At 73.3% G+C, this 25,935-nt stretch carries 21 protein-coding genes; 10 read left to right on the top strand and 11 right to left on the bottom strand.

Translation table 11 applies throughout. The features are described from left to right. Window position 1 precedes the first annotated feature (1 nt). Both ABZ671_RS25990 and ABZ671_RS25985 read right to left on the bottom strand, forming a co-directional pair. Window positions 2-3,106, bottom strand: coding sequence for a BTAD domain-containing putative transcriptional regulator (locus ABZ671_RS25990; protein WP_357862784.1), 3,105 nt, complete (start codon window positions 3,104-3,106; stop codon window positions 2-4). A gap of 234 nt (window positions 3,107-3,340) precedes the next feature. After that, window positions 3,341-4,555: an MFS transporter gene (locus ABZ671_RS25985; RefSeq protein WP_357862783.1), complete on the bottom strand. Its 1,215-nt coding sequence runs from the start codon at window positions 4,553-4,555 to the stop codon at window positions 3,341-3,343. A gap of 192 nt (window positions 4,556-4,747) precedes the next feature. On the opposite strand from ABZ671_RS25985, the gene ABZ671_RS25980 reads away from it, so the two are divergent. Together ABZ671_RS25980 and ABZ671_RS25975 are read left to right on the top strand one after the other, a co-directional pair. Further along, the gene (locus ABZ671_RS25980; protein ID WP_357862780.1) at window positions 4,748-5,443 is read left to right on the top strand and encodes a phospholipase; all 696 of its coding nucleotides are present in this window, start codon (window positions 4,748-4,750) and stop codon (window positions 5,441-5,443) included. 150 nt (window positions 5,444-5,593) lie between these two features. Further along, window positions 5,594-7,051, top strand: coding sequence for a cellulase family glycosylhydrolase (locus tag ABZ671_RS25975; protein WP_357862778.1), 1,458 nt, complete (start codon window positions 5,594-5,596; stop codon window positions 7,049-7,051). 45 nt (window positions 7,052-7,096) lie between these two features. Here ABZ671_RS25975 and ABZ671_RS25970 read toward each other — a convergent pair whose 3' ends face one another. Both ABZ671_RS25970 and ABZ671_RS25965 read right to left on the bottom strand, forming a co-directional pair. Continuing rightward, window positions 7,097-9,670, bottom strand: a complete 2,574-nt coding sequence (locus tag ABZ671_RS25970) for a discoidin domain-containing protein (RefSeq protein WP_357862776.1) — start codon at window positions 9,668-9,670, stop codon at window positions 7,097-7,099. Between the two features lie 189 nt (window positions 9,671-9,859). After that, window positions 9,860-9,982, bottom strand: a complete 123-nt coding sequence (locus tag ABZ671_RS25965) for a 50S ribosomal protein L36 (RefSeq protein WP_357862774.1) — start codon at window positions 9,980-9,982, stop codon at window positions 9,860-9,862. 187 nt (window positions 9,983-10,169) lie between these two features. Between ABZ671_RS25965 and ABZ671_RS25960 the strand changes: the two genes are divergently transcribed. Next, the gene (locus ABZ671_RS25960; RefSeq protein ID WP_357862772.1) at window positions 10,170-10,388 is read left to right on the top strand and encodes a hypothetical protein; all 219 of its coding nucleotides are present in this window, start codon (window positions 10,170-10,172) and stop codon (window positions 10,386-10,388) included. Window positions 10,389-10,457: 69 nt separating this feature from the next. On the opposite strand, the gene ABZ671_RS25955 is transcribed toward ABZ671_RS25960, so the two are convergent. Together ABZ671_RS25955 and ABZ671_RS25950 are read right to left on the bottom strand one after the other, a co-directional pair. Beyond that, window positions 10,458-11,786, bottom strand: coding sequence for a PHB depolymerase family esterase (locus ABZ671_RS25955; protein ID WP_357862770.1), 1,329 nt, complete (start codon window positions 11,784-11,786; stop codon window positions 10,458-10,460). Between the two features lie 200 nt (window positions 11,787-11,986). Continuing rightward, window positions 11,987-12,868, bottom strand: coding sequence for a winged helix-turn-helix transcriptional regulator (locus ABZ671_RS25950; protein WP_357862768.1), 882 nt, complete (start codon window positions 12,866-12,868; stop codon window positions 11,987-11,989). Between the two features lie 81 nt (window positions 12,869-12,949). Here ABZ671_RS25950 and ABZ671_RS25945 point away from each other — a divergent pair, with 81 nt between their 5' ends. The 3 genes from ABZ671_RS25945 to ABZ671_RS25935 all read left to right on the top strand — a co-directional run bounded on the left by ABZ671_RS25945 (window position 12,950) and on the right by ABZ671_RS25935 (window position 15,487). Next, window positions 12,950-14,215, top strand: a complete 1,266-nt coding sequence (locus ABZ671_RS25945; protein WP_357862766.1) for an MFS transporter — start codon at window positions 12,950-12,952, stop codon at window positions 14,213-14,215. Window positions 14,216-14,334: 119 nt separating this feature from the next. After that, window positions 14,335-15,117: a hypothetical protein gene (locus tag ABZ671_RS25940; RefSeq protein WP_357862765.1), complete on the top strand. Its 783-nt coding sequence runs from the start codon at window positions 14,335-14,337 to the stop codon at window positions 15,115-15,117. Window positions 15,118-15,178: 61 nt separating this feature from the next. After that, on the top strand, window positions 15,179-15,487 hold the full coding sequence (locus ABZ671_RS25935; protein ID WP_357862763.1) for a transcriptional regulator: 309 nt from the start codon (window positions 15,179-15,181) through the stop codon (window positions 15,485-15,487). 41 nt (window positions 15,488-15,528) lie between these two features. Here the strand turns inward: ABZ671_RS25935 and ABZ671_RS25930 are convergent, their stop codons facing one another. Then, a complete protein-coding gene (locus ABZ671_RS25930) occupies window positions 15,529-16,287 on the bottom strand; it encodes an FAD-dependent monooxygenase (protein ID WP_357862829.1) in 759 nt (252 codons plus the stop codon). 89 nt (window positions 16,288-16,376) lie between these two features. Between ABZ671_RS25930 and ABZ671_RS25925 the strand changes: the two genes are divergently transcribed. Then, window positions 16,377-16,712 carry a hypothetical protein gene (locus tag ABZ671_RS25925; RefSeq protein WP_357862761.1) on the top strand — a complete coding sequence of 112 codons (336 nt, stop codon included), beginning with the start codon at window positions 16,377-16,379 and terminating at the stop codon, window positions 16,710-16,712. Between the two features lie 10 nt (window positions 16,713-16,722). Here ABZ671_RS25925 and ABZ671_RS25920 read toward each other — a convergent pair whose 3' ends face one another. Continuing rightward, entirely contained in the window at window positions 16,723-17,796 is a 1,074-nt protein-coding gene (locus ABZ671_RS25920) for a DUF4037 domain-containing protein (protein ID WP_357862760.1), read from the bottom strand. A gap of 95 nt (window positions 17,797-17,891) precedes the next feature. On the opposite strand from ABZ671_RS25920, the gene ABZ671_RS25915 reads away from it, so the two are divergent. Further along, window positions 17,892-18,812, top strand: a complete 921-nt coding sequence (locus ABZ671_RS25915) for a 5'-3' exonuclease (RefSeq protein ID WP_357862758.1) — start codon at window positions 17,892-17,894, stop codon at window positions 18,810-18,812. A gap of 26 nt (window positions 18,813-18,838) precedes the next feature. On the opposite strand, the gene ABZ671_RS25910 is transcribed toward ABZ671_RS25915, so the two are convergent. After that, entirely contained in the window at window positions 18,839-21,640 is a 2,802-nt protein-coding gene (locus ABZ671_RS25910) for a DEAD/DEAH box helicase (RefSeq protein WP_357862756.1), read from the bottom strand. A gap of 76 nt (window positions 21,641-21,716) precedes the next feature. Between ABZ671_RS25910 and ABZ671_RS25905 the strand changes: the two genes are divergently transcribed. Continuing rightward, window positions 21,717-22,478: an HAD-IA family hydrolase gene (locus tag ABZ671_RS25905; protein WP_357862754.1), complete on the top strand. Its 762-nt coding sequence runs from the start codon at window positions 21,717-21,719 to the stop codon at window positions 22,476-22,478. 122 nt (window positions 22,479-22,600) lie between these two features. Further along, complete coding sequence (locus ABZ671_RS25900; RefSeq protein ID WP_357862752.1) at window positions 22,601-23,584, top strand: EamA family transporter; 984 nt, start codon at window positions 22,601-22,603, stop codon at window positions 23,582-23,584. On the opposite strand, the gene ABZ671_RS25895 is transcribed toward ABZ671_RS25900, so the two are convergent. Beyond that, window positions 23,547-24,473, bottom strand: a complete 927-nt coding sequence (locus ABZ671_RS25895) for a diacylglycerol kinase (RefSeq protein ID WP_357862750.1) — start codon at window positions 24,471-24,473, stop codon at window positions 23,547-23,549. The two genes, ABZ671_RS25900 and ABZ671_RS25895, sit on opposite strands and share 38 nt — an antisense overlap. A gap of 30 nt (window positions 24,474-24,503) precedes the next feature. Then, the gene (locus ABZ671_RS25890; RefSeq protein WP_357862748.1) at window positions 24,504-25,547 is read right to left on the bottom strand and encodes a zinc-dependent alcohol dehydrogenase family protein; all 1,044 of its coding nucleotides are present in this window, start codon (window positions 25,545-25,547) and stop codon (window positions 24,504-24,506) included. Window positions 25,548-25,935: the final 388 nt, after the last annotated feature.

The following is a 25,935-nucleotide window of genomic DNA, read 5'->3' as shown; positions in this document are numbered from 1 at the left end:
GCTACCGAACGCACTGCTCCGCCTCGCTTGCCGGCGCCGCGTACCCCGTCTCCCGCACCAGGTGCGCGGCCCGGTCGTCCAGCCGGGCCGCCTCCGCCACCTCCCCGCTCATCCGGGCGGCACGGGCCAGGACGCGTGCCGCCCGGATCTCGATCAGCCGGTAACCGGCCCGTACGGCCAGGGCTGACGCGGCGCGGCCGTGCTCGCTGGCCGCGACCGGATCCCCGGCGACCAGTCGAGCCTCAGCGAGACCGGCCAACGCGGTCGCCTCGCCCCAGCTGAACCGGGTACGCCGCGCCAACTCCAGGGCCCGGCGGTGCTCCTGCGCGGCCTCGGCCGGTCGATCCAGCGCCAGCAGGACCCGGCCGAGCGCGTCCAGTGCCCACGCCTCGGTACCGGTGTCGCCGATCTCCCCGGTGAGCGTCACCGCCCGCTCCGCGTCCGGGTAGGCCGCCGCCGCCCGGCCCGTCGCGCACCAGAGCACCGCCCGGCCGGCGAGGGCGGTCGCTTCGCCGTACCGGTAGCCGAGGTCGCGGTTGGCCGTGAGCGCCCGCGTGTACATTTCCTCGGCTGCGCGGTGGTCGCCGAGGTCCCGGCGCACGTTCGCCAGGTCGACCAGAAGGACGGCCACGTTGTAGCGCGCCCCGGCCTGCTCGCCCCGCTCCAGCGCCGCCTGGATGTGCTCGTACGCCTGGGCCAGCGCGCCCAGCTGCCAGTACGCGAAGCCGATATTGGCCAGGGACATCACCTCCCCGCCGTCGTTGCCGAGTTGCCGGCTGAGCGCGAGCGAGCGACGGGCGCAGGCGATCGCCGCCTGCGGATCGCCCAGGCGCTGGTGCACCGCGCTGAGGTTGTTCAGCATGCCGGTGCGCCCCTCCGGCCAGCCGTCCCCGGCGTCGATCCGCAGCCCGTCGAGCAGGTGCCGGCGGGCGGCCTCGTACTCTCCGCTGGTGACGTAAACCAGGGCGATGCTCTGGTGCATGGCGGCCTGGGCCCGCGGATCCTCCTCGGCCTGGGCCGCCGCCAGGGCGACCGTCGCCGCCGCGAGCCACTCGACGCGCCGTCCCCGCTGGTGGAAGTAGGCCCGCAGCGCGTCGGTGAGCTGCCAGGCGTACCGGCGGGGGCCCTGCCGGGCCGCTTGCTCCACCGCCACGGTGAGGTTCGTCCATTCGGCGTCCAGCCAAACCAGGGCGGCCTCCGTGCTGGGGAACGGATCCACCGGCACCGGACGCGGCAGCCGGACGAAGTGCGGAATGAGCCGGCGACCCGCCGCGTCGGCCGTGACCAGGTAGTGGTCGAACAGGCGCTGCCGGAGCAGCTCCCGCTGCGCGACGTCCTCCTCCGTGGTGACCCGGTCCACCGCGTACCGGCGCAGCAGGTCGTGGAACCGGTACCGGTCTGCGGCGAGCCGTTCCACCAGGTGCGCGGCGGCCAACGCCCGGAGCAGCCGTCCGGCCGTGGCCGGGGACGCGTCGACGAGGGCACCCGCCACGCCTGCCCCGAAACTCGTGCCGGGCACCAGCCCGAGCCGGCGGAACATTCGCCGCTGCTCCGCCGACAGCGCCCGGTACGACAGCGCGAATGCCCTGGTGACCGCCGATTCGTCGGCTCCGTCAATGGTCAGCCCGGCCAGCGGATCCCCCTCGGCCAGTTCCTGGGCCAACCCGGTGATCTCCGGCTCCCCCGCGGCCTGAATGTTGGCGGCCGCGATCCGCAGCGCGAGCGGCAGGTGCCCGCAGAGCCGGGCGAGCCGCGCCGCCGCGTCCGCCTCGGCCCGGACGGTGTCGTCCCCGAGCAGGGTGGCCAGCAGGCCGGCCGAGTCCGCCGGGGTGAGCACATCCAGCGGCAGCATCCGGGCACCGGCCCGGACCACCAGTTCACCGAGGCGGTGCCGGCTGGTGACCAGCACGGTGCCCGCGGACGGGATCAGCGGCAGCACCTGCCCGGCATCGCGGGCGTTGTCCAGCACCAGCAGGACGTCCCGCCCGGCCAGCAGAGAGCGGAACAACGCCGCCCGGGCGTCCACCCCGTCGGGTATGGCTCGGGGGTCAACTCCGAGCCCACCCAGCAGGTGGCTGAGCGCGGCGGCCGGCGGAACCGGCTCCCGTTCGGCGTCGAAGCCGCGCAGATCGACGAAGAGTTGACCGTCGGGGAATGCGTCGCGCACCCGGTGTGCCCACCGCACGGCCAGCGCGGTCTTACCCACCCCGGCGGTGCCGGTGACCACCCAGAGCCGGGTGCCGCCGACCCGATCGTCCAGGGTCGCGTCCAGCCGGGCGAGGTCGGCGGCTCGGCCGGTGAAGCCGGGAATGTCGTGGGGCAGTTCGGCGGGGCGTACCGAGCCCCGTTGGTCGGTGTTCTCGGGCGGGTCCAGCGTCGGGTCGGCCCGGAGGATGAGCTGCTCGATCCGGCGCAGCTCGGGCGCGGGGTCGAGGCCGGACTCGTCGGCGAGCCGGACGCGGACCCGCTGGTAGGTGGCCAGGGCCTGGTCGGCGCGACCCTCCCGGTGCAGGGCGAGCATGAGCTGCCCGACCAGCCGCTGGCGGCCCGGACAACGGGCCACCTGGTCGGTCAGTTCACCGACCACCTGCCGGGCGCGCCCAAGCCGCAGTAGCGTCTCCGCCCGGTCCTCCACCGCCGTCCACCGGGCCTCCCGCAGCCCGGCGCCGAGCCGGTGGCGCACCTCCTCGTCGGCCACGTCCGCGAGCGGCTCCCCCCGCCACAGCCCGAGCGCCCGGTCGAGAAGGTCGACCGCGGCCTCGTCTCCGGCGGAACGGGCCCGCGCGGTCAGCGCGTTGAACCGGTGCGCGTCCACCAGGTCGGGATCGACCCGCACAAGGTAACCGGCGCCGCGACTCACGATCTCCACCGGTGCGTCGTGCCGGCGGAAGACGGCCCGCAACCGGGAGACCAGCGCCTGCACCGTGGCCCGCGCGCTGCGCGGTGGCGACTGCGGCCAGAGCAGGTCGATCAGCCGGTCCACCGGCATCACCCGGTCCGGCTTCAGCAGCAGCGCCGCGAGGACGAGCCGCGGCTGGCGGCCGCCCACGTCGACGCGGGCCCCGTCGGACCACACCTCCACCGCACCCAGGATCCGGAACTCCACGACGCGGGAGTATGCCCAATCGCCGCAGACCGGCTGCAAGCCGGTTGCAAGGACGTTGCACGGGGAAGCGTGGATCATGGTGCCGGATGGGTGAGTCCATCAGCACCCGCGGGATCAGCCAGCCAAACATCCGCATTGACCGGCGGGCACTGCGGGTGGGCCGTCGCGCGCGCCGCCCACCCGCTTCGGGGGCGGCCGGCCCGGACGGGGACGCCGGGCCGGCCGGCCCGCCGGTCAGCGGGCCGGCTGGCGCAGCACCGGGACCAGGGCGAGGGTGGGCAGCAGGAGGAGCGGCACGACACCCAGTGCGTGCAGGGTGCCCAGCTGGTCGCCGAGGAAGCCGAGCAGCGGCGGGCCGCCGAGGAAGGCGGTGTAGCCGATCACGGCGACCACACTGACCCGGGCCGGGGCCCGGTCCTCGTCGTCGGCGGCGGCGCTCATCCCGACCGGGAAGCCGAGCGACGCCCCGATCCCCCACAGCGCCACGCCGACGACGGCGACCGGCCCCGAGCCGGCCAGGACGGCCAGGGCGGCGCCGGCGGCGGCCAGCCCGATGGTGCCGTACAGCACCGGCACCCGTCCCCAACGGTCGATGGCGATCGTGCCGGCGGTCCGGCCGAGGGTCATGCCGACCATGAAGACGCCGAGCACGGCGGCACCGGCCGCCTCGCTGACCCGGTACCCATCGACGAAGGCCACCGCCAGCCAGTCGTTGGCGCTGCCCTCGGTGAACGCCATGACCAGCACCAGCAGACCGATCAACAGGGTGCGCGGCTCCCGCCAGGTGGCCAGCAGCGCCCGACGTCGGGCCGCCGGGTCCGTCGGGCCGTCCGCCTCGGCGGGTGCGGGCAGGAACGCCCGGGCACCGAGCAGCGTACCGACCAGGACCACGGCCGCGAGCGCGGGCAGATGCAGCCCGACCGGTATGTCGAGCCGGGCCGCCCCGGCGCCGATCCCGGCCCCGGCCACCGTGCCCAGGCTCCACGCGGCGTGGAACCGGGGCATGATCGTCCGGCCGAGGCGCTTCTCCACCGCCGCGCCCTCGACGTTCATCGCCACATCGCAGGTGCCGGAGCCGTAGCCGAAGGCGAACAGGCCCAGTGCCACCCCGACCGCCGAGCCGATCAGGCTGGTGGAGAGGCCGGCGACGACCGTGCCGAACGCGACGAACAGGACCGACGCCGCCACCGTGCGGGCCGGGCCGAGCCGCTGGGTGACCAGCCCGGCGACGGGCATCGCCAGCACCGCGCCGGCCGACATGGCCAGCAGCAGCAGGCCGAGCCGCCCGGCGCTGAGCCCGAGCGCCTCCCGCACCGCCGGGACCCGGGAGAACCAAGTGCCCACGGCGAGCCCGTTGAGAGCGAACACGACCGCCACCCCGTTACGGGCGGCCACGACCGGCCGTGGCACGGGGTGCCGCTCGACGACCGCGTCGGCGGTGCTGCTCATCTCGTCGTCTCCCTCTCCCCCGGTCACCGGCGGCGCCGGCCGGCCTGCCGACCATCGCACACCTGAGAGCGCTCCCAGCACAACCGTCGTCACACCGTACCGTGGGCTGGCAGCGCGCTCCGAGCGGCGGTTGGAGCGGCCGGAAGACGGGTATGCGCCAGCCGACCCGACGAACGACGAAGGCGAGCCGAGGTGACCGAGCCCGCGCCACCGCACCGGCAGCCCGAGGAGGGGCACCGGCACGGCCGGCTGAGCGCCCGCCCCACCGCTGTGGCCGCGCCCGGTCCGACCGGGCTGACGTCCCTCCCCGACCCGGAAGGCGGGCCGCCGGCGCTGCGGTACGTCCCCGCCGAGGGTGCCGGCCCGTACCGACTGGTGGTGCTGCTGCACGGCGCCGGCGGCTCGGCCCAGCAGGGCCTGGACCTGCTGCTGACCCTCGCTGACGCGCGGCGGCTGCTGCTGCTCGCCCCGCCCGCCACCGCGAGCAGCTGGGACCTGATCGCCGAGGGGTTCGGCCCGGACGTACGCCGGATCGACGCGCTGCTGGGCGCGGCGCTCGCGGAGTACCCGGTGGCCGGGGTGACGCTCGGTGGCTTCTCCGACGGGGCGTCGTACGCCCTGTCCCTGGGCCTGACCAACGGCGACCTGGTCGACGCGGTGGTGGCCTTCTCCCCCGGCTTCGCCGCGCCGCTGGTCACCCACGGCCGGCCGCGCGTCTTCGTCTCGCACGGCGCCGACGACCGGGTGCTGCCGGTGGACGTGTGCAGTCGACGCCTGGTCCCCCGCCTGCACACCCTCGGCTACCCCGTCGAGTACGTCGAGTTCCCCGGCGGCCACGAGGTGCCGGCGGAGATCCGCCAGCGGGCGGTCGACTGGCTGGCCGGCTGAGCCGATCGTAGGCATCGATGTGTTGCACCACGCCGCAAGCCCCTCTACGCTCCATGGGAGCGCTCCCGAGGCGCCGTGCCGAACTGTCCGGGCGAGTTCGCGACGGCACCGCGTGCCCCACCACCAACCCACCAGATCGGACGATCCCGCATGACCTCGATTCCGCGCCCGTCGCGGCGCCCCCTCCTCGCTGCCGGCGTCGTCGGCGCACTCGCCGTGGCCGCTGCGGCCCTCCTGCCGTCGACCAGCGCCATGGCCGCGACCGGCTGCGCCGTCACCTACACCACCAACGACTGGCAGGGCGGGTTCACCGCCAACATCACCATCAAGAACCTGGGCGACCCGATGAGCCGGTGGACCCTCGGCTTCACCTTCCCCAACTCGGGGCAGCGCGTCACCCAGGGCTGGTCGGCAGACTTCAAGCAGAGCGGCAGCGCGGTCACCGCGCAGAACCTCGACTACAACGGCACGCTGGCCACCGGGGCGAGCACCACCATCGGCTTCAACGGCTCCTGGACCACCGCCAACCCGGCCCCGACGTCGTTCACTCTCAACGGCGTGACCTGCACCGGGAGCACCACCCCGCCGACCAGCGCACCCCCGACCACCATCCGGCCGACCACCGCCCCACCGCCCACCACCACGCCGCCCACCTCGCCGCCGCCGACCGGCACGCCGGTGAGCATCAACGGCCAGCTGCGCGTCTGCGGGGTCAACCTCTGCAACCAGTACGGCAAGCCGATCCAGCTGCGCGGCATGAGCACTCACGGGCTGCAGTGGTTCGCCAACTGCTACAACGACGCCTCGCTCGACGCTCTGGCCAACGACTGGAAGGCCGAGCTGCTGCGGATCTCGATGTACGTGCAGGAGCAGGGCTACGAGACCAACCCGACCGCCTTCACCAACCAGGTGAACACCCTGGTGGACAAGGCGACGGCGCGCGGCATGTACGCGCTGATCGACTTCCACACCCTGACGCCCGGCGACCCGACGTACAACCTGGACCGGGCCAAGACCTTCTTCGCCGCGGTCTCGGCCCGCAACGCCGGCAAGAAGAACGTGATCTACGAGATCACCAACGAGCCGAACGGCGTCAGCTGGACCACCATCAAGAACTACGCCGAGCAGGTCATCCCGGTCATCCGGGCCAACCACCCGGACGCCGTCGTTCTCGTCGGCACCCGCGGCTGGTCGTCCCTGGGCGTCTCCGAGGGCGGCAACTCGGACGAGATCGTCAACAACCCGGTCCGGGCCAGCAACATCATGTACACGTTCCACTTCTACGCCGCGTCGCACAAGGACAACTACCGCAACGAGGTGCAGCGTGCCGCGACCCGGATCCCGCTGTTCGTCACCGAGTTCGGCACGGTGACCTACACCGGTGACGGTGCGGTCGACACGGCCAGCAGCAACGCCTGGCTCGACCTGCTGGACCGCCTGAAGATCAGCTACGCGAACTGGACGTACTCCGACGCCAACGAGGGCAGCGCCGCGTTCCGGCCGGGCACCTGCGCCAGCGGCCAGTACGCCGGCACCGCGCCCCTGACCACGTCGGGCAACTACATGCGCAACCGCATCCGTATCCCGAACAACTTCCCGACCAGCTGACCGTAGGGGCGGGGGCGGCGCGGCGAACGCGCCGCCCCCGTCCGGTCACGGATAGTTGACCAGATACACCGGCACGGTGGCGGTGCCCTGCGCCGTGGCGCCGGTGTCGTTGATGACGTGCGTGATCGACCCGCTGCCGCCCAACGAGACGGTCAACAGGTCGTGGAACCGGACGCCGGCCTTGTTCGGCGCCTCGAAGCCGTGATACGCGGCGATGGTGGGGTCGACGTTGAAATAGCAGTAGCTGCCCAGGCCCCAGCCTTCGAACGTGGTGACCGGATCGGCCACCTTGAAGGCCGCGTAGCCGGTCATCGTGCCGTTCTTCCAGGCACCGGCGTTGGGCGGGTCGTACGGCAGCTCGTTCTGGAAGAAGATGGTCCGGCCGTTGTTGCCGTTCCAGATCACCTCGTACTTCTGGTAGTGCTCGACGAACAGGCCGAGCGCGGTGACGTTGTTGCCGTTGACGATCAGGCCGGTGTCGGCGGTGTTGACGGTCCAGCCGACGCCGGCGCCGTGGTCGGCCCGCCAGGCCCAGATGTGGTCGATCAGCGCGTCGTTCTGGTTGACCACCAGGCTGGTGGTGGCCTTGCCCGCGCCGGCGCCGCCGATGCGGAAGAAGACGTCCTGGATCGAGGTGGGGTTGGCGGCGTGGCTCGCGGTCGAACCGGTCGGCCCGACCTGGAGCAGGATCGGCGAGTTGACCGGCCCGGCGTCGAAGAGCATCCCGGCCAGCCGGACCCCGTCGACGTCGGCCACCGACATGGCGGTGACGCCATTCTGCGGGATCAGCGTCGGGAAGCCGATGCCGAGGACGACGGTGCCCGCCCGGTTGACGGCGATGGTCTGGCTGACCGAGTAGACCCCGGGGGTGAACAACAGGTGCAAGCCCTGCGCCAGGGCCGCGTTGATGGTGGCGGCGGAGTCGCTGGGGCGCGCCACGTAGAACTGGCTCAGCGGGATGGAGGTGCCGGGGGTCGAGCCGCCCAGCCACGACGCCCCGGAGGCGTTCGTCCGGGTGGACGGGACGAAGACCTGGTAGTTGCCGGTCGCGTCGAGGTAGAGGTAGGGCACGTCCCGACTCACCGGGGTCTGGGCGAGGGTGGTGTACGGCGGGTTGGGGAAGCTGGTGGCGGGAGCACCCGCGACACCAGACTGGACCATGTTCCACACCGCGTTCTGGAAACCGCCGACGTTGCTGTCCCGGGTGTACCACTGCTGCTGCGAGTACGGCTGGACAGTGCCGGTGACCCGGCTGTCGGCGATGTATCCGCCGCTGGCCCAGCCGTAGCCGTTGGGGGCCAGGTTCAAATTGCCCTGGATATCCATCCGGCGGAACGGCGCGGCCTGGGAGACGGCCCAGCGGGTGAACCCGGCCGACGGGAAGACCTGCATGTTGGACGCCGAGCGCCAGAAGTTCTGGGTGGCGTTGCCGTTGAACCAGCCGGCATCCACTGTGACGTCGCCGTGGATGCGGACGTCGCCCGGGTTCCTGCCCAGACCCATGATCGAGGTGTAGAAGCCGATCTGCGCGTTGATCCCGCTGTAGTCGCCGGGCTTGAACATCAGCGCGTATCGCTGGGTGCCGAACTGGTTCGACTCCTGCGCGCGGAAGACGGTGTCGAGCTGGCTCTGGATGCTGGCGCTGGACATCGACGGCTCGAAGACGATCACGTTGGGTCCGAGCGGCCCGCCGCCCGGGAGGCCGTTCCCTCCTCCGGTGGTGTTCACGGTGAACTCCCAGAGCGAGTAGCCGTAGCCGGTGGCCCGCGCGGTGCCGTACATGCGCACGTAACGACCGGTGCCGGTCAGGGTGAGAGTCTCGGTGCCGCCGGCGCCGGTGGTGGTGGACCAGACGGTGGTCCAGCCGGCGCCGTCGGTCGAGGTCTGGATCTGGTACGCCCGCGCGTACGCGGCCTCCCAGTTCAGCACGACCCGGCACAGAGTGCGGACGCTGCCCAGGTCGACCTGGAGCCACTGCGGGTCGCTGGCGGCGCTGGACCAACGGGTGCCCAGGTTACCGTCGACGGCGGCGGAGGCGGGGAAGCCGGCATTCTCGGTGGAGGAGGCGGTCGCCGGTCGGCCCAGGGCGGCGTTGGTCGCGGTGTCACAGCCGGTGCCTCCGCCGGTGGTGCCGTAGACCTGGAACTCCCACAGTGAGTAGCCGTACGCGGTGGCCCGGGCGGTGCCGTACATCCGCACGTAACGGCCGGTGCCGCTGACGGTCAGGTCGACGGTGCCGCCGCTGCCGGTCGTGGTGGACCAGATGGTGGTCCAGGTGGCGCCGTCGGTCGAGGTCTGGATCTGGTACGCCCGCGCGTACGCGGCCTCCCAGATCAGGGTGACCCGGGAAACTGTGGCGGTGGCGCCGAGGTCCACCTGGAGCCACTGTGGATCGCTGAAGGCGCTGGACCAGCGGGTGCCGGTGTTGCCGTCGGTGGCGTTCGCCGCCGCGGTGCCGGCGTTCTCCACCGACGACGCGGTGGTCGGTTTCCCCTGCGAGAGCAGCGGGTCGGCCGCGTGGGCCGGCGACGGCGGGGCGACCAGCGCGGTCGCGACGAGCAGCGATGCCAGCACGGCGAGCAGCCGCCGGGCCGGGCGCGGGGGTTGGCTGGGTGACATGGGCCTCTCCAGGACGGGGTGGGTAGCCGGGATGGCGAACAGGTGCCCGCCGTGTCGCGGACACCCGCCCGGTCGGGTGGAGATTCCCCGTATCAGTGACCCATGTCAATGGATTCGTCGCGCCCGCTCGCCTTTTTTCACCTCTTGTGGAAAGTCAAAAAGCAACTATCTGAGCTGTGCTGCGTGTGGTCAGCCCTGGCGGGCCTTCTGCCGGGGGTTCGCCTTGTTGATCACGAAAACCCTGCCCCGGCGACGCACCACGATCGAGTTGACCTTCCGCTTCAGCCCGCGCAGCGAACTTCGGACCTTCATCCTGGGCCACCCCCCGTTCCTGCTGGATTTCGGCTCTCGGCTCCGCGTACCCGGCGTTGCCGGGCTCATGCGACGCGCCCGCGGCGTCAGCCCGCCCCGTCCGACGGACACCTCCGATCGGGACCGATACGCCAGGGAGGCATGTTCATGCCCCAAAGGCATATCGCTCTCAAAGACCTCGTCATACGTGACCGAGGCCATGCGCGGCCACAAGGCGTGGGAGCAGTTCCGCGCCGAGCAGGCCCGCCGAAGCGTCCCGCTCACCGAGCACGGCATGGCTGAGTGCAGTGCCCGCCGGTACGAGCTGCGGTCCCAGTGGCCGGCCGAGCGATGCGATGCCCTGCGCGAGCGGGTCCGTCGGCACGTCGACGACGGACGACGGAACAGCACCGGGCGTCGATCCTGACCGGCGAGGGACACCGTTACGGCGAGGTGCTGCCGGACGCCTCGGGTGAGGCGCCCGGCAGGTCGGCCGTCAGGCAATCGTGCAGGGAGCCCCGTTGAGCGTGAACGAGGCGGGCTTCCCGGCGTTACCGGTGTGGTTGGCCTGGAAACCGATGTTGGTCGACCCGTTCGGCGGGATGGTCGCGTTGTAGGAGACGTTGCGGCCGGTCACCGTGCCGCTGGACGGCGTGTACGTGGCGTTCCACCCGCTGGTGATGGTCTGCCCGCCGGGCAGGGTGAACACCAGACTCCAGCCGTTGACCGTCGCGGAACCGGTGTTCGTGATCGTCACGTCCGCCGTCAGGCCGTTGTTCCAGGCGTTCACGACGTACGCGACGCGGCACCCGCCGGACGGCGGCGGGCTGCTGGGCGGGGCCGTGGTCGGCGGCGCCGTCGTCGGGCGCGTGGTGGTCGGGGGCGTAGTGGTCGGCGGGATGTTGGTGTCCAGGCCGAAGAAGCGGATCGCCTGGGCGGCGTCGACCGGGAGGTTGTGCGACACCCCCTGCATGCTGATCGCCTCGACCGGCGCCGTGCCGCCGCTGCTGCCGTAGCGGGTACGGGTGTAGCCGGCCTGCGGGCTGTCGGTGTACGTCGGGGTCTGACTCAACCCGTTCAGGTTGGTCCACTGCTTGACCTCTTCACCGAAGTTCGGATAGCGCAGCGTGTCGTCGCTGGTCCCGTGCCACAACTGCATCCGAGGCCGCTTGCCGTTGTACCCCGGGTACGCGTTGCGGACCAGGTCGCCCCACTGCTGCGCGGTCTTGATGATCTGCCCGTTGGCGCAGTCGCTGTTCCACTCGGAGCCGTTGGTGGTGGCGAAACAGCCGAAGGGCACCCCGGCGAACGCCGCGCCGGCGGCGAACACGTCCGGGTAGAGGCCCAGCATGACGTTCGTCATCATCGCCCCGGACGAGACGCCGGTGGCGAAAATCCGGCTCGGGTCCACGTTGTAGCGCTGCCGCACGTAGTTGACCATCGACATGATGCCCACCGGGTCGCTGCCGCCGTCGCGGCGCAGCGCCTGCGGCGAGGAGACGTCGAAGCACTGGCTGCTGCGGGTCACCGACGGGTAGACCACGATGTAGCCGTACCGATCGGCCAGCGAAGCGAACTGCGAGCCGGAATAGAACGCCGGCCCGGTGCCGGTGCAGTAGTGGATCGCCACCACCAGCGCCGGCTGCGGCGCGACCCGGTCCGGCACGTACAGGTACATCCGCAGGTTGCTCGGGTTCGTGCCGAAGTTCGTCACCTCGGTCAGCGCCGCCGCCGACGCGGGCGTCGCGGCCGTGACGGCGGCCACCGCGGTCAGCACGGCGGCGACCAGGGCCGCGCCGAACAGTTTGATCCTCTTTCTCAACATGGCTCTCCTCAGGTGGTGGGGACGCCGCGCCACGACAGACAGACGCGACGTGCTCGCCGGCGAGGCGCCATCACGGCGGCCCGGACCCTCGGAGACGAGATAGACGGCCGCAAATCATTGCGGTCGGGGTGGAGTTTACGGGCCGGCACGGCCACCAACAACGGGTCGCCCACCTGACGGACCGGCGACCGGCGGCGCCACTACCGGTCCACGCGCCGGCGTACCTGCTCAAGCATCTCGTCGACCGATCCGGCCGGGTCGGTCACCGGGAACTGCACCACGCGCACCACCGACTCCGGGTCGATCAGCAGCGTCAGCCGCTTGAACCGCGCCACCCCACCCGCCCGGAAGGTCGGCAGCAGCAGACCGGCGGCGAGTCGGCCGTCCTCGTCGGACAACAACGGGTACGGCAACTTGGCGTGCTCGGCGAAGGCGCTCAACTGGTCCGGGCGCTGGGTGCTCGCGCCGCGCACCTCGGCGCCGGCGGCGCGGAACAGGGCGTGCCGGTCGGCGTACGTCCGGGACTCGAGCGTGCACCCGACGGCGCCGGGGATCTCCCCCCAACTCGGCGGGAGACCCTGCGCGCCCGGCGCGAACGCCCCCGGAAAGAGGTAAAGGACAGCCCACCGACCGGGCACGGCCGGTGGTTCCGCGCCACCGTCGTGCCGGCGCAGCGCCAGCTCGGGCAGGCGGCGGCCGACCAGGCGGTGCACCCGCCGCGCCTCGGCGGAGTCGGCGGTGGCGGTGGCGGTGAGCGCGCCGTCGCCCATTACGTGCCGGGTGCCCCAGTCCTGCAACGCGACCAGGACCGGCAGCAGCGCCTCACCCTTGCCGGTCAGCAGGTAGTCGTGGCGCGGCGGATGCGCCGAGTACGGCTGCCGACGCAGCACGCCCTGCTCGACCAGGCCGCCGAGCCGCTCGGTGAGCGCCCGCCGGCTGACGCCCAGCTCCCGCTGGATCGCGTCGAATCGGCTGGTGCCGCCGGCGATCTCACGGACGATCAGGAAGGTCCACCAGTCGCCGAGCACGCCGAGCGCCTGGGCGATGCCACAGTCGGTGTCGCCGAGATCCGCCCGCTTCACATCCCACCCCCGCTCGTCCGGCCGCCTCGACTATAGTCCGTTTCAGTTTGGAACTCACTGGCTCGGATCGGGGGTGACGGCATGTCCGTCGGGCAGGGGGCCGGGGTGTTCTGGCGCTGGTGGACCGCCGGCACGACCAGCTCGGTCGGGTCGGCGGTCGGCGCGGTGGCGCTGCCGTTGACCGCGCTGACCGTGCTGGACGCGTCCGCGTTCGAGATGGGGCTGATCGCCGCCGCCAGCTACGTGGCCTGGCTGGTGATCGGGCTGCCCGCCGGCGTGATCGTGCAGCGGCTGCCGCTACGCGGCGCTCAGGTCGGCGCCGACCTGGCCCGGGCGGCGGCCGTGGCGTCCATCCCGCTGGCCTGGTGGTGGGGCTGGCTGACCGTGGCCCAACTGGTCATCGTGGCGCTGGTGGTCAGCTTCGCCAACGTGCTCTTCGACGTCGCCAACGCCACCTTCCTGCCCGCCATCGTCAGCCGGGAACAATTGCACGCCCGAAACAGCCTCACCTCGGCCACCCACGCCGGCACCCAGCTCAGCGGCCCGGCCCTGGGCGGCCTCGCGGTGCAGGCGTTCGGTGCGGTGCCGACGGTGCTGCTCGACACGGCCAGCTACCTGGTCTCCGCCGCGCTGCTGTGGTCCCTGCCCGCCCGCCGGGCCGACGCCCCGGATCGCTGGCCACCGGTACGCGCGATGATCGCCGAAGGCTGGCGGTACGTCACCCGTCACCCGATCATGGGGCCGACGATGTGGTCGGCCACGGCGGCCAACTTCGTCTGCGGCGCGCAGCTCGCCGTCTACCCGCTCTACCTCGTCCGGGAACTGCACGCCCCGGCCGCGCTGGTCGGCGTCCTGCTCGCGGTCGAGGGAGTCGGGTCACTGGTCGGCGCGACCCTCACGCCGTGGATCACCGGGCGGTGGGGCACCGCCCGCTCCCTGGTGGTCGCCTGCCTCGTCGGCGTCGGGGGCGCGTTCCTGGTGCCGGTGGGCGCCGGCTGGCCCGCGTACGTCGCGTTCGCCGCGGGCAATGTGGTCTTCGCCGGGGGCATGGTGGTGCTCAGCGTGACCACCCGCACCTACCGGCAAATGGCCAGCCCGGCCGACCTGCTCTCCCGGGTGATGGCCACGGTCCGCTTCGTCTCCTGGGGGGCGATCCCGGTCGGTGGGCTGGTCGCCGGGGCGCTCGCCGGCCTGGCCGGGCCGCGCGCCACCCTCTTCGCATTCGCGGCGGCGATGGTGCTGGCGCCCCTCGCGCTGTTCCTCTCCCCCGTACGCGGGCTGCGCGACCTCGCCGACCTGCGGGTCGACGACCCGGCGGAGCCACGGCCCGTCGCGTCGGTCGGCTGACCGTCAGCGCTCCGCCCGTCCGGCCGCACCCCACGTCCACATCGCCGCTTGCCAACAACCAAGAGGCGACTACACTTTGCATTGCAAAGTATCGCGCTGATGCAAAGCTGAGGAGCGCCATGGATCAGGCGAGCGAGGGACAGGTCACCCAGACGTTGGCCGAGCTGGAACGACTACGACGACGGACCCGGACACGGGCACACGGCGGGGCATGGCTGCCGGCCCTCGGCATCGCCGTGCTGCTGCTGGCAAGCAGCGCGCTCTACCGCCACCCATTCGCCGCGACCTACAGCATCTCTGTCGACTCCCCCTACTGGGCTGGACTGCCCGACGAGCAACGCGACCCGCTCGCGTCGTACCTCTTCTGGTTCCTCGGCACGCCACTGCTGCTCGCCGCCGTTGGCGCCTGGTATCGGTGGCGGTCGCGATCGGTGGGCCTGCGGGTGGCCTGGCCATTGTTCGCCGGTACCGGCCTCGGCGTACTGCTCCTGCTGGCCGTGCTCGCGGCCGTGCCGACCCAGGAGCAGCAACAGTCCGACTCTTTGAAATCGAGCCCGGACCACTTCTGGCTGGCCGGTCTGCTCACACCCTTGCTGCCAATCGCCGCGGCCGTGATTGCCCTGGGCTGGGCAGAGCGCAGCCGGAGTCTGACGATCGCCGGCGGATGGAGCGCCATCCTCACAGTCTGGCTGTGCGGCTGGCTCCCGATGGGACATCTACCAGGGTGGGCCACCGACATCCTCGGCGGCGACCTGACCGGCCTGATGAACGGGGCTCCGAACTCCCTCGGCGGGCAGGTCGACCTGAGGCCGGGAATCTGGCTCACCCTGATGGCGCTGCCGCTGATCATGTTCGCAGCGATCCGGGGCTGGCAGAGCTGGCGGGTGGCCAGCGGTGGCTGATTCGCCGTCGCTACCCGAACCACAGCCCCCGGCTCATCCAGCGCTGGCGCTGAACGATGTCGTGCACCAGCGCGTGCGACTCGCCATTCTCACCGTGCTGAGCGAGACGCAGGAGTGCACGTTCTCCACCCTTCGCGACGAGCTGAAGCTGACCGACGGCAACCTCAACCGACACCTTCGTGTCCTCGAAGAGGCGAGCCTGCTCCAGGTGGTCAAGGGATACGAAGGTCGGCGCCCCACCACCTGGCTACGACTGACCAGACAAGGCCGAGCGGCGCTGCGCGCCGAGATTGCCGCGCTGGAGCAGTTGGTCTCCCGCGTCCGGAAGGCAAGCACCGCCCACCTGAACAACGACACGGATGCCCCCTGACCGAGTTGCCGCAACGCCCATCCAATGGGGCAGGGAGAACGTCACCGGGCCGGGGACGAACCCGGGGCGGACGGGCGGACGGGCGTAAACACCCGGGCGGCGGTGTTGCGGGCCGCCAGGCCGAGCCGGGTACGCGGCACCAACAGCCCGGCCGCGTACCCGGCGAACCGCTGCTTCGGCTCGGTGCGGCGGCGGTGCACCGCCTCGTAGCGGCGGAACGCCGCGCCGTGCTCGTCGCCGGCCAGGGCCTCGGCGAGGGTATGAGCGCCGGCGATCGCGAGGCTGGAGCCCTCGCCGAGCAGCGAGACGCAGGAGGCGGCATCCCCCACGAGCCCGATCCGCCCCCGCGACCAGCGGGCCAGGCGCACCCGGCTCACGCCGTCGAAGTAGAGGTCGTCGGCGGCCCGCACCCGGTCGAGCAGTTCCGGCACCCGCCAGCCCCGGTCGTCCTGGTACGCCTCGACGACGATCCGCTTGTGCTGCGCAAGGTCGCGGTGGTCGAAACCGTCGACCATCGCGCCCCAGAAGATGAACGCGGCCATGGCGTTGCCCCGGGCCGGGTGCACCGAGGCGAGCCGCCCCGGCGTGTTGTAGAGCAGCACGTGCCGCGGATCGTCGGCGGGGCCGCCAAGCGGCAGGCCGGCAACCCACAGACCCAGATGGCGGACGTGCTCTGTCTCCGGCCCGAAGGCGAGGCGACGCACCGTCGAGTGCAGGCCGTCCGCCCCGACGACCAGGTCGAAGCGCTGGGGCTCGCCCCGGGCGAAGGTCACGTCGACGCCGCCCGTGTCCTCGGCCAGCTCGGTGATCGTGTCGTCGTACCGGAACTCGGCATCGTCGGCGACGGCCTGCTGCAGGATCGCGGCCAGGTCGGCACGCGCTACGCACCGTGACCACCGACAGCGAGGAGATGGGCAGCCGGCTCGCCGCGCTGCGCCTGCGGCTGATCCGCGACGTGCCGGTCGTCCGCGGGCGTGCCCTGCAACTCCAACTCGACGCCCAGCGGGAGATCGCCCGGCACCTCGCCGCCGCGTACCCGGAACAGCTCGACCCGGTGTCGGCGGCGGCGCTGGTCGGGGCGTTCGTCGGCGCGGTGGCCGGCGCGCTCCAGGTGCTCCTCGACGACCCGGACCAGGCCGCCGACCCGGCGATCGTGCAGGCCGCCCTGCGCCGGGCCACCGAGATTGCCCTCACCGGCTGGACCGCCACCACCCCGACCGGCTGACGCCCGCAGGTCAATCCGCCTGCACCGCCGCGGCGACCCGCCGTACCCGCTCCGGGTGGGTGAGCACGTCGACGTTGTCGACGTACTGGTCGACGGTCCCGACCGGCGGGCGGGCCCGCAGCGCCGGGTCCTGAACCGCGGCACGCAGCGCGGCGACGAACCGGTTCGCGCCCATGACCAGGAAGGGCCGGTCGTGGAACGGCCGGGCGGTCGGGTCGACCACGGCGGCCAGCCCGGTGTCGTTGGTCCAGGTCGCGACGGTCTCCAGCGCCCCGACCAGCCCGGCCTGCCGTGCCGGCCAGTCGCCGGGCCCCAGGGCGGCGGCCAGGGCGTCCAGCACATGGTCCGCCGCCGGCAGCGCGGCGAAGACGGTGCCGAGCCACTTCGCGTACGGGGGCCAGCGCTGGTGCAGCAGCAGCCCGAGCCGCATCAGGTCCCGGGCCAGGCCACCGGTCACCACCCGGCTGCCCAGCTCGTCGCCGACCTCGGCGCACCGGCCGGCCAGGTGCTCGGCCTGGCCGATCCGCTGCCAGCCGGCCGCCAGCACATACCGCCACACGTCGTCGGGATACCAGGCCAGCCGGGCGCGGGCGGCGGTCAGCGCCCCGTCGAGCCCGTCGTGGAAGACCGCCCCGCCGGTCAGCTCGGCGAGCCGCTGGGTGGGTACGGACAGCCAGTCCGCCACCGCCATCCCGGCGCGCGGGTCGCAGCCGAGCCGCCCGCGCAGCCACCCGCCCAACTCGTCGACGTTCACCCCGTGCCGGTCGCCGTCGACGCGGGCCACCCCGAGCCGGACGTCCGGGCCGCCCACGAACCGGGCCGGCCAGCCGAGGAACTCCCCCGGCAGCTCCGCATCCAGGACCGCCCGTACCGGCGCGACGTCGGCGGAATCGGCGACGAAGAGCTGTGCGCGCGGCCCCCAGTCGTGGTCGGTGGAGCGCGGGGTGTCCAGCCCGAGCAGTTCCGAGCCGCCGTCGAGCAGCCCGGCGGCGTAGCGGAGGCGGGGCAGACGGCGGGCCAGCAGCGGCCCGACGACCTCGTCGTGGAAGCGACGGCAGAGCGTCAGGCCGGGTACGAAAGCCATGCCGTCAGTCTGCCGGCCGCGCACCGGAGCACCCAGCGGTTATCGGCCGGTGTCGCCGTCCCGCCTCGTCACACCGTTGTGCCACTCTGGTGCGCGTGGCACACAAACCCCCGATCCTGCTGATCGACTCCCCCAGCCTCTACTTCCGCGCCTACTTCGGCATACCCGAGTCGGCGGCGAAGACGGCCGACGGCCAGCCGGTCAACGCCGTCCGCGGCTTCCTCGACATGCTCGCCCAGCTCATCCGCACCCGCCGGCCCGACCGGATGATCTGCGCGCTCGACCACGACTGGCGGCCGGCGTGGCGGGTGGAGCTGCTGCCGTCGTACAAGGCGCACCGGGTCGCGCCGGAGGGCGGCGAGGTGGTGCCGGACACGCTCTCCCCCCAGGTGCCGATGATCCTGGAGGTGCTCGACGCGTTCGGCATCAGCGCGGTCGGCGCCACCGGCTACGAGGCCGACGACGTGCTGGGCACCCTCTCGGTGACCCAACCCGGCCCGGCGGAGGTGGTCTCCGGCGACCGCGACCTGTTCCAGCTCGTCGACGACGCCCGCCAGGTGCGGCTGCTCTACATCGGGCGGGGCGTGGCCAAGCTGGACGACTGCGACGACGCGGCCGTGCGCGCCCGTTACGGCGTCCCCGCCGACCGCTACGCCGACTTCGCCGCCCTGCGCGGCGACCCGAGCGACGGGCTGCCCGGTGTGCCCGGCGTGGGCGAGAAGACCGCCGCCCGACTGATCGACCGCTACGGCGGGCTGCCCGGTATCCTCGCCGCGCTCGACGACCCGGCGTCCGGCTTCGCTCCCGGGCTGCGGGCCAAGCTGGCGGCGTCCCGGGACTACCTGGCGGTCGCGCCGAAGGTGGTCCGGGTGGCCACCGACGTGCCGCTGCCGGAGCTGGCCACGGCGTTGCCGACGGCGCCCGCCGACCCGGACCGGCTGCTGGAGCTGGCGCAACGGTGGAACCTGGCCGGCTCGTGCCGACGCCTGGTCGACGCCCTCGCCGCCGGATCCTGACCTCCGAGGCCGCCGGGCAGGGCCACTCAGGTGGTGCCGTGGTAGGCCAGGACGCCCCGGTTGACGGCGGCGATCGCCTGCCGGGCGGTGGCCCGCAGCTCCGCGGACGCGCCGCCGGAGTCGGCGAGCTGGCCGAGCAGGTCGACCACCTGCCGCGCCCACCGGACGAAGTCGCCCGCGGGCATCTCGCCGTCGATCTGGTGGCCACTGGCGAGCACCTTGGCCAGTGCCTCACCGCGCGCCCAGCGGTAGATCGGCCAGGCGAAGCCCAGGTCCGGCTCCCGGGTGACCGCGAGCCCGCGGCCGGCCTCGTCCGCCTCGATGTCGCCCCAGAGCCGGAGGGTCTCGTCCACCGCGTCGACGACCGCCCCACGCGGCAGGGAGGCTCGCTCGTCGACGTCCCGGCGCGCCTCGAAGACCACCACGGACACCGCGGCGGCCAGTTCCGCCGGCGACAGCCCGTCCCAGACCTTGCGGCGCAGGCACTCGGCGACCAGCAGGTCCGCCTCGGTCCAGATCCGGCCGAGCATCCGGCCGGCGTCGGTGACCTCACCCTCGGTCGAGAGGTAACCCCGCGCGGTCAGCAGCGCCACGATCCGGTCGAAGGTGCGGGCGAGGGAGCCCGTCCGGCCGGCCACCCGCTGGCGCAGCTCCTCGGTGTCCCGCTCCAGACGGCGGCGCCGCTCCGCCCAGCGGGCGTGCTCCTCCCGCTCCGGGCAGGCGTGGCACGGGTGCCGGCGCAGCTCGGTCCGGAGCTGGCTGAGCCGGTGGTCCTCGCCGGCGGCCTGCCGGGACCGCCCGCCGCGACGGCCGCCGTGCCGGTCCAGCCCGGTGCCGCTGACCGCCGCGGCCAGGTCCCGCCGGGCGGCCGGGGACCGGTGGTTGAAGTGTTTCGGCACCCGGATGCGGGCGAGCACCTCGGCCGGCGTGGTGAAGTCGCCGGGGGTGACCCGGCCGGCCCACCGGTCCTGGGTGAGCACCAGCGGGCGCGGCTCGCCGAAGCCGCCGGTCGCCGGGTCGAGCACCACGGCGAGGCCGGCCCGACGGCCGGACGGCACCCGGATCACGTCGCCGACCCGCAGCCGCTCCAGCGAGGCGACGGCGGCGGCCTTGCGCTGGGTCTGCCCCTGCCGGGCGATGGCGCGTTCCCGGTCGGCGATGGCCACCCGCAGGGCGAAGTATTCGTCGAAGTCGCCGTGGTGGCAGGCGGCCTCCGCGCCGTACGCCTCGATCGTCTCGGTGTTGCGCTGCACCTGCCGGGCCAGGCCGACCACCGACCGGTCCGCCTGGAACTGCGCGAACGAGGACTCCAGCAGCGCGCGGGCGGGCTCGGCGCCGACCGTGCCGACCAGGTTGACCGCCATGTTGTACGACGGCCGGAAGCTGGACCGCAGCGGATAGGTGCGGGTGGAGGCGAGGCCGGCGACGTGCCGGGGGTCGGTCTCCGGCGACCAGACGACGACCGCGTGGCCTTCCACGTCGATGCCCCGGCGACCGGCCCGACCGGTGAGCTGCGTGTATTCCCCCGGGGTGAGGTCGACGTGGGCCTCGCCGTTGAACTTGACCAGGCGTTCGAGCACGACGCAGCGGGCCGGCATGTTGATGCCCAGCGCCAGGGTCTCGGTGGCGAAGACCGCCCGCACCAGGCCACGGACGAACAGTTCCTCGACGACCTCCTTGAACACCGGCAGCATGCCGGCGTGGTGGGCGGCGAGCCCGCGCTCCAGGCCGTCGAGCCACTCCCAGTAGCCGAGGACGGTCAGGTCCTCACCGGGGATGGCGGTGACCCGGGACTCCACCACCCGGCGGATCTCCGCCCGCTCCTCTGGCGAGGTGAGCCGCAACCCGGCGGCGAGACACTGCTGCACCGCTGCGGCGCAGCCGGCCCGGCTGAAGATGAAAAGGATCGCCGGGAGCAGCCCCTCCCGGTCGAGCCGGTCGACGATGTCGGGGCGCAACGGACCGCGCCAGCGCGGGCCACGCCGCCCACCGCCGGGGAAGGCGCTACGCCCCTCCCCCAGCTCGAGCCGGCGCATCGTGTCCCGGGTGTAGCGCAGCAGCTCCGGGTGCACGTCGTGCTTGCGGGCGGCGTCGGCGTCGTGGAACAGGTCGAACATCCGCTTACCGACCAGCATGTGCTGCCACAGCGGCACCGGCCGGTGCTCGCTGACCACCACCGCGGTCTCGCCGCGCACGGTGACCAGCCAGTCGGCGAACTCCTCGGCGTTGGAGACGGTGGCCGACAGGGAGACCAGGGTGACCGAGGCGGGCAGGTGGATGATCACCTCTTCCCAGACCCCGCCGCGGAACCGGTCGGCGAGGTAGTGCACCTCGTCCATCACCACGTAGGCCAGGCCCTCCAGGGTGGCCGAGCCGGCGTAGAGCATGTTGCGCAGCACCTCGGTGGTCATCACCACCACGGGCGCGTCGCCGTTGATCGCGTTGTCGCCGGTGAGCAGGCCGACCTGCTCGGTGCCGTAGCGGTCCACCAGGTCGTGGTATTTCTGGTTGGACAGCGCCTTGATCGGCGTGGTGTAAAAGCACTTGCGCCGGGTGGGTGGCTCCGCGCCGCCGTCGGCCGCCGCCGGCCGGTCGGGCGTGCCACTCAGCGCCAGGTGTACGGCGAACTCGCCGACCACGGTCTTGCCGGCGCCGGTCGGGGCGCACACCAGCACGCCGCTGCCCCGTTCGAGTGCCTGGCACGCCTCGCGCTGGAAGTCGTCGAGGTCGAACCCCAGATCTCGGGCGAATTCATCCAGGGCCGGGAAGGCGGAAGCCTGCGCGGCCCGGCGGCGCGCTGCGGCGTACCGCTCAGCGGGGCTCGACATGCCCCCAAGATTAATCGGTCCGCCTGACGACCACCGGCCAAGGCCATCCGGCAACCGGGTCGGTAGGGTGCACGACGTGCCGGACCGTACCGAACCGCCTCACGCCTCGAACGGCGCTGACGATGCCCGCCCAAGCGCGTCCCGCCGCACCGTGGCGGCGGTGCTCTTCGACTTCCACGGCACCCTCGCTCAGGTGGAGGAGCCCCGGGAGTGGGTGCTGGCCGCCGCGGCGGCGTGCGGGGTGGAGCTGGACCGGGTCCGGGCCACCGCACTGGCCGACCGGCTGCTCACCGCGGGCCGGGCGGGCGGGCCGCTGCCGACCCGGGTGCCGCCCCGGCTGGCCGAGCTGTGGGCCGACCGTGATCTCTACCCGTACGCCCACCGGGGCGCGTACACGGGGCTGGCGGAGACCGTCGACGCGGGCATCGACGGGTTCGCCGAGGCGCTCTACGAGCGCGTGCTGGTGCCCGAGGGCTGGGTGCCGTACCCGGACACCGAGCCGGTACTCAAGGCGCTGCGCCGGGCCGGGGTGAAGGTGGCGGTGGTCAGCAACATCGGCTTCGACATCCGGCCGTTCTTCGCCGCCTGGGGGCTGGACGGGCTGATCGACGCCTACGCCCTGTCGTACGAGGTGGGGCGCTGCAAACCCGACCCGGGGATCTTCTACCGTGCCTGCGGAATGCTCGGCGTCGACCCGGAGCAGGCGCTGATGGTGGGCGACACGCCCGCCGACGCGGGTGCCGTCGGAGCCGGCTGCGCGGTGCTGGTGCTGCCCTGCGCCGACGCCGGGCGTCCCAACGGCCTGGGCGCGGCGCTCGACCTCGCCGCGCCCGCCTGAGGCGTTACGCGGCCCCGGGAACCCGCCGTGGCCTCGGTGCCGCACGCCGGCCAGAGTGACCGCCGACGCTCCCCGCCACGCCCGGCGATCAGGCGTTTCACCTGGGGTTTAGCGTCACGGGCATGACGACCGTCCCCACCTCGCCCGCACCCGCCCCGGCCCGGCGTACCGGTCGCCTCGGCGCCGTCGGGCTGGTGCTGGGCGGGGCGCTCTCGGTGCAGTTCGGGTCGGCGGTCGCCGCGCTGCTCTTCCCGCACACCGGGGTGGCCGGCGCGGTGACGCTGCGGCTGGCCATCGGCGCGCTGCTGATGCTGGCCGTGTGCCGGCCCCGGCTGCGCGGGTACGACCGCGCCGACTGGGCCGCCGTGGTCGCCTTCGGGCTGGCGCTGGCCGGCATGAACTCGATCTTCTATCAGGCCATCGAGCGGATCCCGCTCGGCCCGGCGGTGACCCTGGAGGTGCTCGGGCCGCTGGCGTTGTCGGTGGTCACCGCCCGCCGGCCGGCCGCCTGGTGCTGGGCCGCCCTCGCCCTGGGTGGGGTGGCGCTGCTCGGGCAGGGGGGCTTCGCGCGGCTGGATCCGGTCGGGGCCGGGCTGGCGCTGGCCGCGGGCGCGCTGTGGGCGGCGTACATCGTCTGCTCGGCCCGGGTCGGCGGGCGGTTTCCCCGCGCCGACGGGCTGGCCCTGGCACTCGCGGTGGCCGCGCTGGTCACCCTGCCGATCGGGCTGGTCGACTCGGGCGGCCGGCTGTGGCACCCGACGGTGCTGGGGCTCGGCGCCGGGCTGGCCCTGCTCGCCTCGGTGCTGCCGTACACCCTGGAACTGGCGGCGCTGCGACGGCTGCCCACGGCGACCTTCGCTGTGCTGATGAGCCTCGGCCCGGCGATCGCCGCGCTGGCCGGCTGGCTGGTGCTCGGTCAGCAACTGGCGGCGGTGGAGATCGCCGCGATCGGCCTGGTGATCGCCGCCAGCGTCGGCGCGGTCCGGGCCGCCACCCCCGCCGCCGGGCCTTCGGCCGGCCCCGCCGGGCCCCCGGCCGACCGGCCCCGGGCGGACGACGTGGACCTGGTCAGCGCAGCAGCCGCACCGCGGCCGGCACCGCGGTGATCCGCACCGGCAGGTCGGCCGCCCGCTCCCCGTCCGCGTAGGTGGTGATGCCGGGGGCGTCCAGCTCCACCGTCCGAGCCCGGTGGACGCGTACCAGCGGGTGCGCGACGTGAGTGCCCTGATAGATGCGGGGCTTGACCCGGATCAGGGTGCGCCGGTCGAAGCGCCCGCCCACCACCACGTCCAGCAGCCCGTCCGTGGGGTCGGCGTCGGGGCAGATCCGCATGCCGCCGCCGTAGCTGGCGCAGTTGCCGACGGCGACGAGGACGGCGTCCACCTCGTGCTCCACGCCGTCGAGGCGCAGCCGGTAGCGGCGCGGCCGCAGCCGGGCCAACTCGACCAGAATCGCCAGGTCGTAGCGGCGCGGGCCGCGCGGCCAGCGCATCCGGTTGGCCCGCTCGTTGACGATCGCGTCGAAGCCGGCCGCCAGCACCGCCCCGAACCAGCGGTCGCCGCCGCCGGCGTCGGTGATCCGCCCCAGGTCGACGGGACGGGTTCGGCCGGCGCGTAACGCCTCCGCGATCACCTCGACGGCCGCGAGCGGGTCGGCGGGGAACCCGGTCTCGGCCGCGAAGTCGTTGCCGGTCCCGGCGGGAACCGGGCCGAACGGCACGCTGGTGCCGGCCACAGCCTGCAACGCCCGGTGGATAGTGCCGTCCCCGCCCACCGCGACCAGCGCGCCGGCGCCGTCGGCGACCGCGGCGTGGCAGGCGGCCTCCGCCTCGGCCGGGGTACCCGCCTCCAGCACCCGGACCGGCCGGCCGGCACCCGCCAGCCGGTCCAGCAGCCGGGGCAGCAGGCCACGGTGGCGTCCCCGGCCGGCGGTCGGGTTGGCGAGCACGGCCACCGGGCCGGGCGGGACAGGATCGTGCGCGGTCACGGCGAGCACCGTACGGCACGACCGGCGCCACCCACCAGGTCAGAAGGTGATGCGCACCTTCAGTGCGGTGCGTTCGTCCATCGCCCGGTAGCCGTCGGGCACCCCGTCGAGGGTCACCGACTGGTCGAAGACCGGGGACGGGTCGATGGTGCCGGCCAGCACGTCCGCGAGCAGTTCCGGCAGGTACGCCCGGGCCGGCGCGACGCCGCCGGCGAGAGCCACGTTACGTTCGAACATCTGCCCGAGGTCGACCCCGGCCCGACCGCCGTGCGGGACGCCGACGTAACCCACCGTACCGCCGTCCCGGGCCACCGAGATCGCGGTACGCATCGACTCCACGGTGCCCACGGCCTCCAGCACCGCGTGCGCGCCCTGTCCCTTCGTCAGCTCCCGGACCGCGGCGACCGCCGCCTCGCCCCGCTCGGCGACCACATCGGTCGCGCCAAAGGAGCGGGCGATGTCGGTGCGCGCGGTATGCCGGCCCAGCGCGATGATCTGCTCGGCGCCGAGCCGCTTCGCGGCCAGCACCCCGCACAGGCCGACCGCGCCGTCGCCGACGACCGCGACGGTGACTCCCGGGCGGACCCGGGCGGCGAGGGCCGCGTGGTGACCGGTCGACATCACGTCGGACAGGGCCAGCATCGCGGTGAGCAGCCGCTGGTCGCCCGCCGCCTCGGCGGGCAGCCTGACCAGGGTGCCGTCGGCGTACGGGACGCGGACCGCCTCCCCCTGGCCGCCGTCCGAGCCCGGCGAACCCCAGAAGCCGCCGACCGGGCAGGAGGTGTGCAGCCCGCCCCGACAGAAGTCGCAGACACCGTCGGACCACACGAACGGAGCCACCACCAGGTCACCCACCCGCACCGAGCCGACCTCGGCGCCGACGGCCTCCACCACACCGAGGAACTCGTGCCCGATCCGCTGCCCCGGCTGGCGCGCGGCCACCCCCCGGTAGGCCCACAGGTCGCTGCCGCAGATGCAGGCGAGCAGGACACGGACCACAGCGTCGGTGGGATGACGGACGGCAGCGTCCGGCACCTCCTCGATGCGGATGTCGTTCGGACCATGGATCACGGTGGCGCGCATACGCCCATTCTCCTCCCCGCCGAGCGGCACGATCGTCACCCCCCGCCGGCGCCCTCGACCCGAGCCGGACGCCACCGCCGCTGGAGCCGGGTCGCCCGGGTCGCCGGGCTCAGCATTCGGCACTATCACTCGTCTCCTACGAACTTGATGTCGTGAACGACTCACGGGCCGAGCCGAGATCGCTGAGTCATCTACGACATCAAGTTCGTAGCACCGGGTGCGGCTGTCCGGGGCCGGCGCAGTCGAGGACCGCGGTGACCTCGGGGCGCGGCCTGGCGGAGAGGATCTCCACCTTTCCCCGGATGCGGAAACGCCGCCCCACGTGGTTCCGGGTGGCAGGTCACCGGCGAGGTACCGGCCTGGCCTGCTGTTCATCGCTCCTCCGTCC

The sequence above is a fragment of the Micromonospora sp. NPDC006766 genome, assembly GCF_040636055.1.
Lineage (GTDB): Bacteria > Actinomycetota > Actinomycetes > Mycobacteriales > Micromonosporaceae > Micromonospora.
This window is presented reverse-complemented; position numbering and strand designations above follow the sequence as displayed.

Bases quoted from the DNA above. Each gene is read 5' to 3' on its own strand.
- ABZ671_RS25945 (WP_357862766.1), top strand. From the start codon at position 12,950: ATGTCCGTCGGGCAGGGGGCCGGGGTGTTCTGGCGCTGGTGGACCGCC.
- ABZ671_RS25890 (WP_357862748.1), bottom strand. From the start codon at position 25,547: ATGCGCGCCACCGTGATCCATGGTCCGAACGACATCCGCATCGAGGAG.
- ABZ671_RS25975 (WP_357862778.1), top strand. From the start codon at position 5,594: ATGACCTCGATTCCGCGCCCGTCGCGGCGCCCCCTCCTCGCTGCCGGC.
- ABZ671_RS25955 (WP_357862770.1), bottom strand. From the start codon at position 11,786: ATGTTGAGAAAGAGGATCAAACTGTTCGGCGCGGCCCTGGTCGCCGCC.
- ABZ671_RS25940 (WP_357862765.1), top strand. From the start codon at position 14,335: ATGGATCAGGCGAGCGAGGGACAGGTCACCCAGACGTTGGCCGAGCTG.
- ABZ671_RS25985 (WP_357862783.1), bottom strand. From the start codon at position 4,555: ATGAGCAGCACCGCCGACGCGGTCGTCGAGCGGCACCCCGTGCCACGG.
- ABZ671_RS25900 (WP_357862752.1), top strand. From the start codon at position 22,601: ATGACGACCGTCCCCACCTCGCCCGCACCCGCCCCGGCCCGGCGTACC.
- ABZ671_RS25970 (WP_357862776.1), bottom strand. From the start codon at position 9,670: ATGTCACCCAGCCAACCCCCGCGCCCGGCCCGGCGGCTGCTCGCCGTG.
- ABZ671_RS25920 (WP_357862760.1), bottom strand. From the start codon at position 17,796: ATGGCTTTCGTACCCGGCCTGACGCTCTGCCGTCGCTTCCACGACGAG.
- ABZ671_RS25910 (WP_357862756.1), bottom strand. From the start codon at position 21,640: ATGTCGAGCCCCGCTGAGCGGTACGCCGCAGCGCGCCGCCGGGCCGCG.
- ABZ671_RS25965 (WP_357862774.1), bottom strand. From the start codon at position 9,982: ATGAAGGTCCGAAGTTCGCTGCGCGGGCTGAAGCGGAAGGTCAACTCG.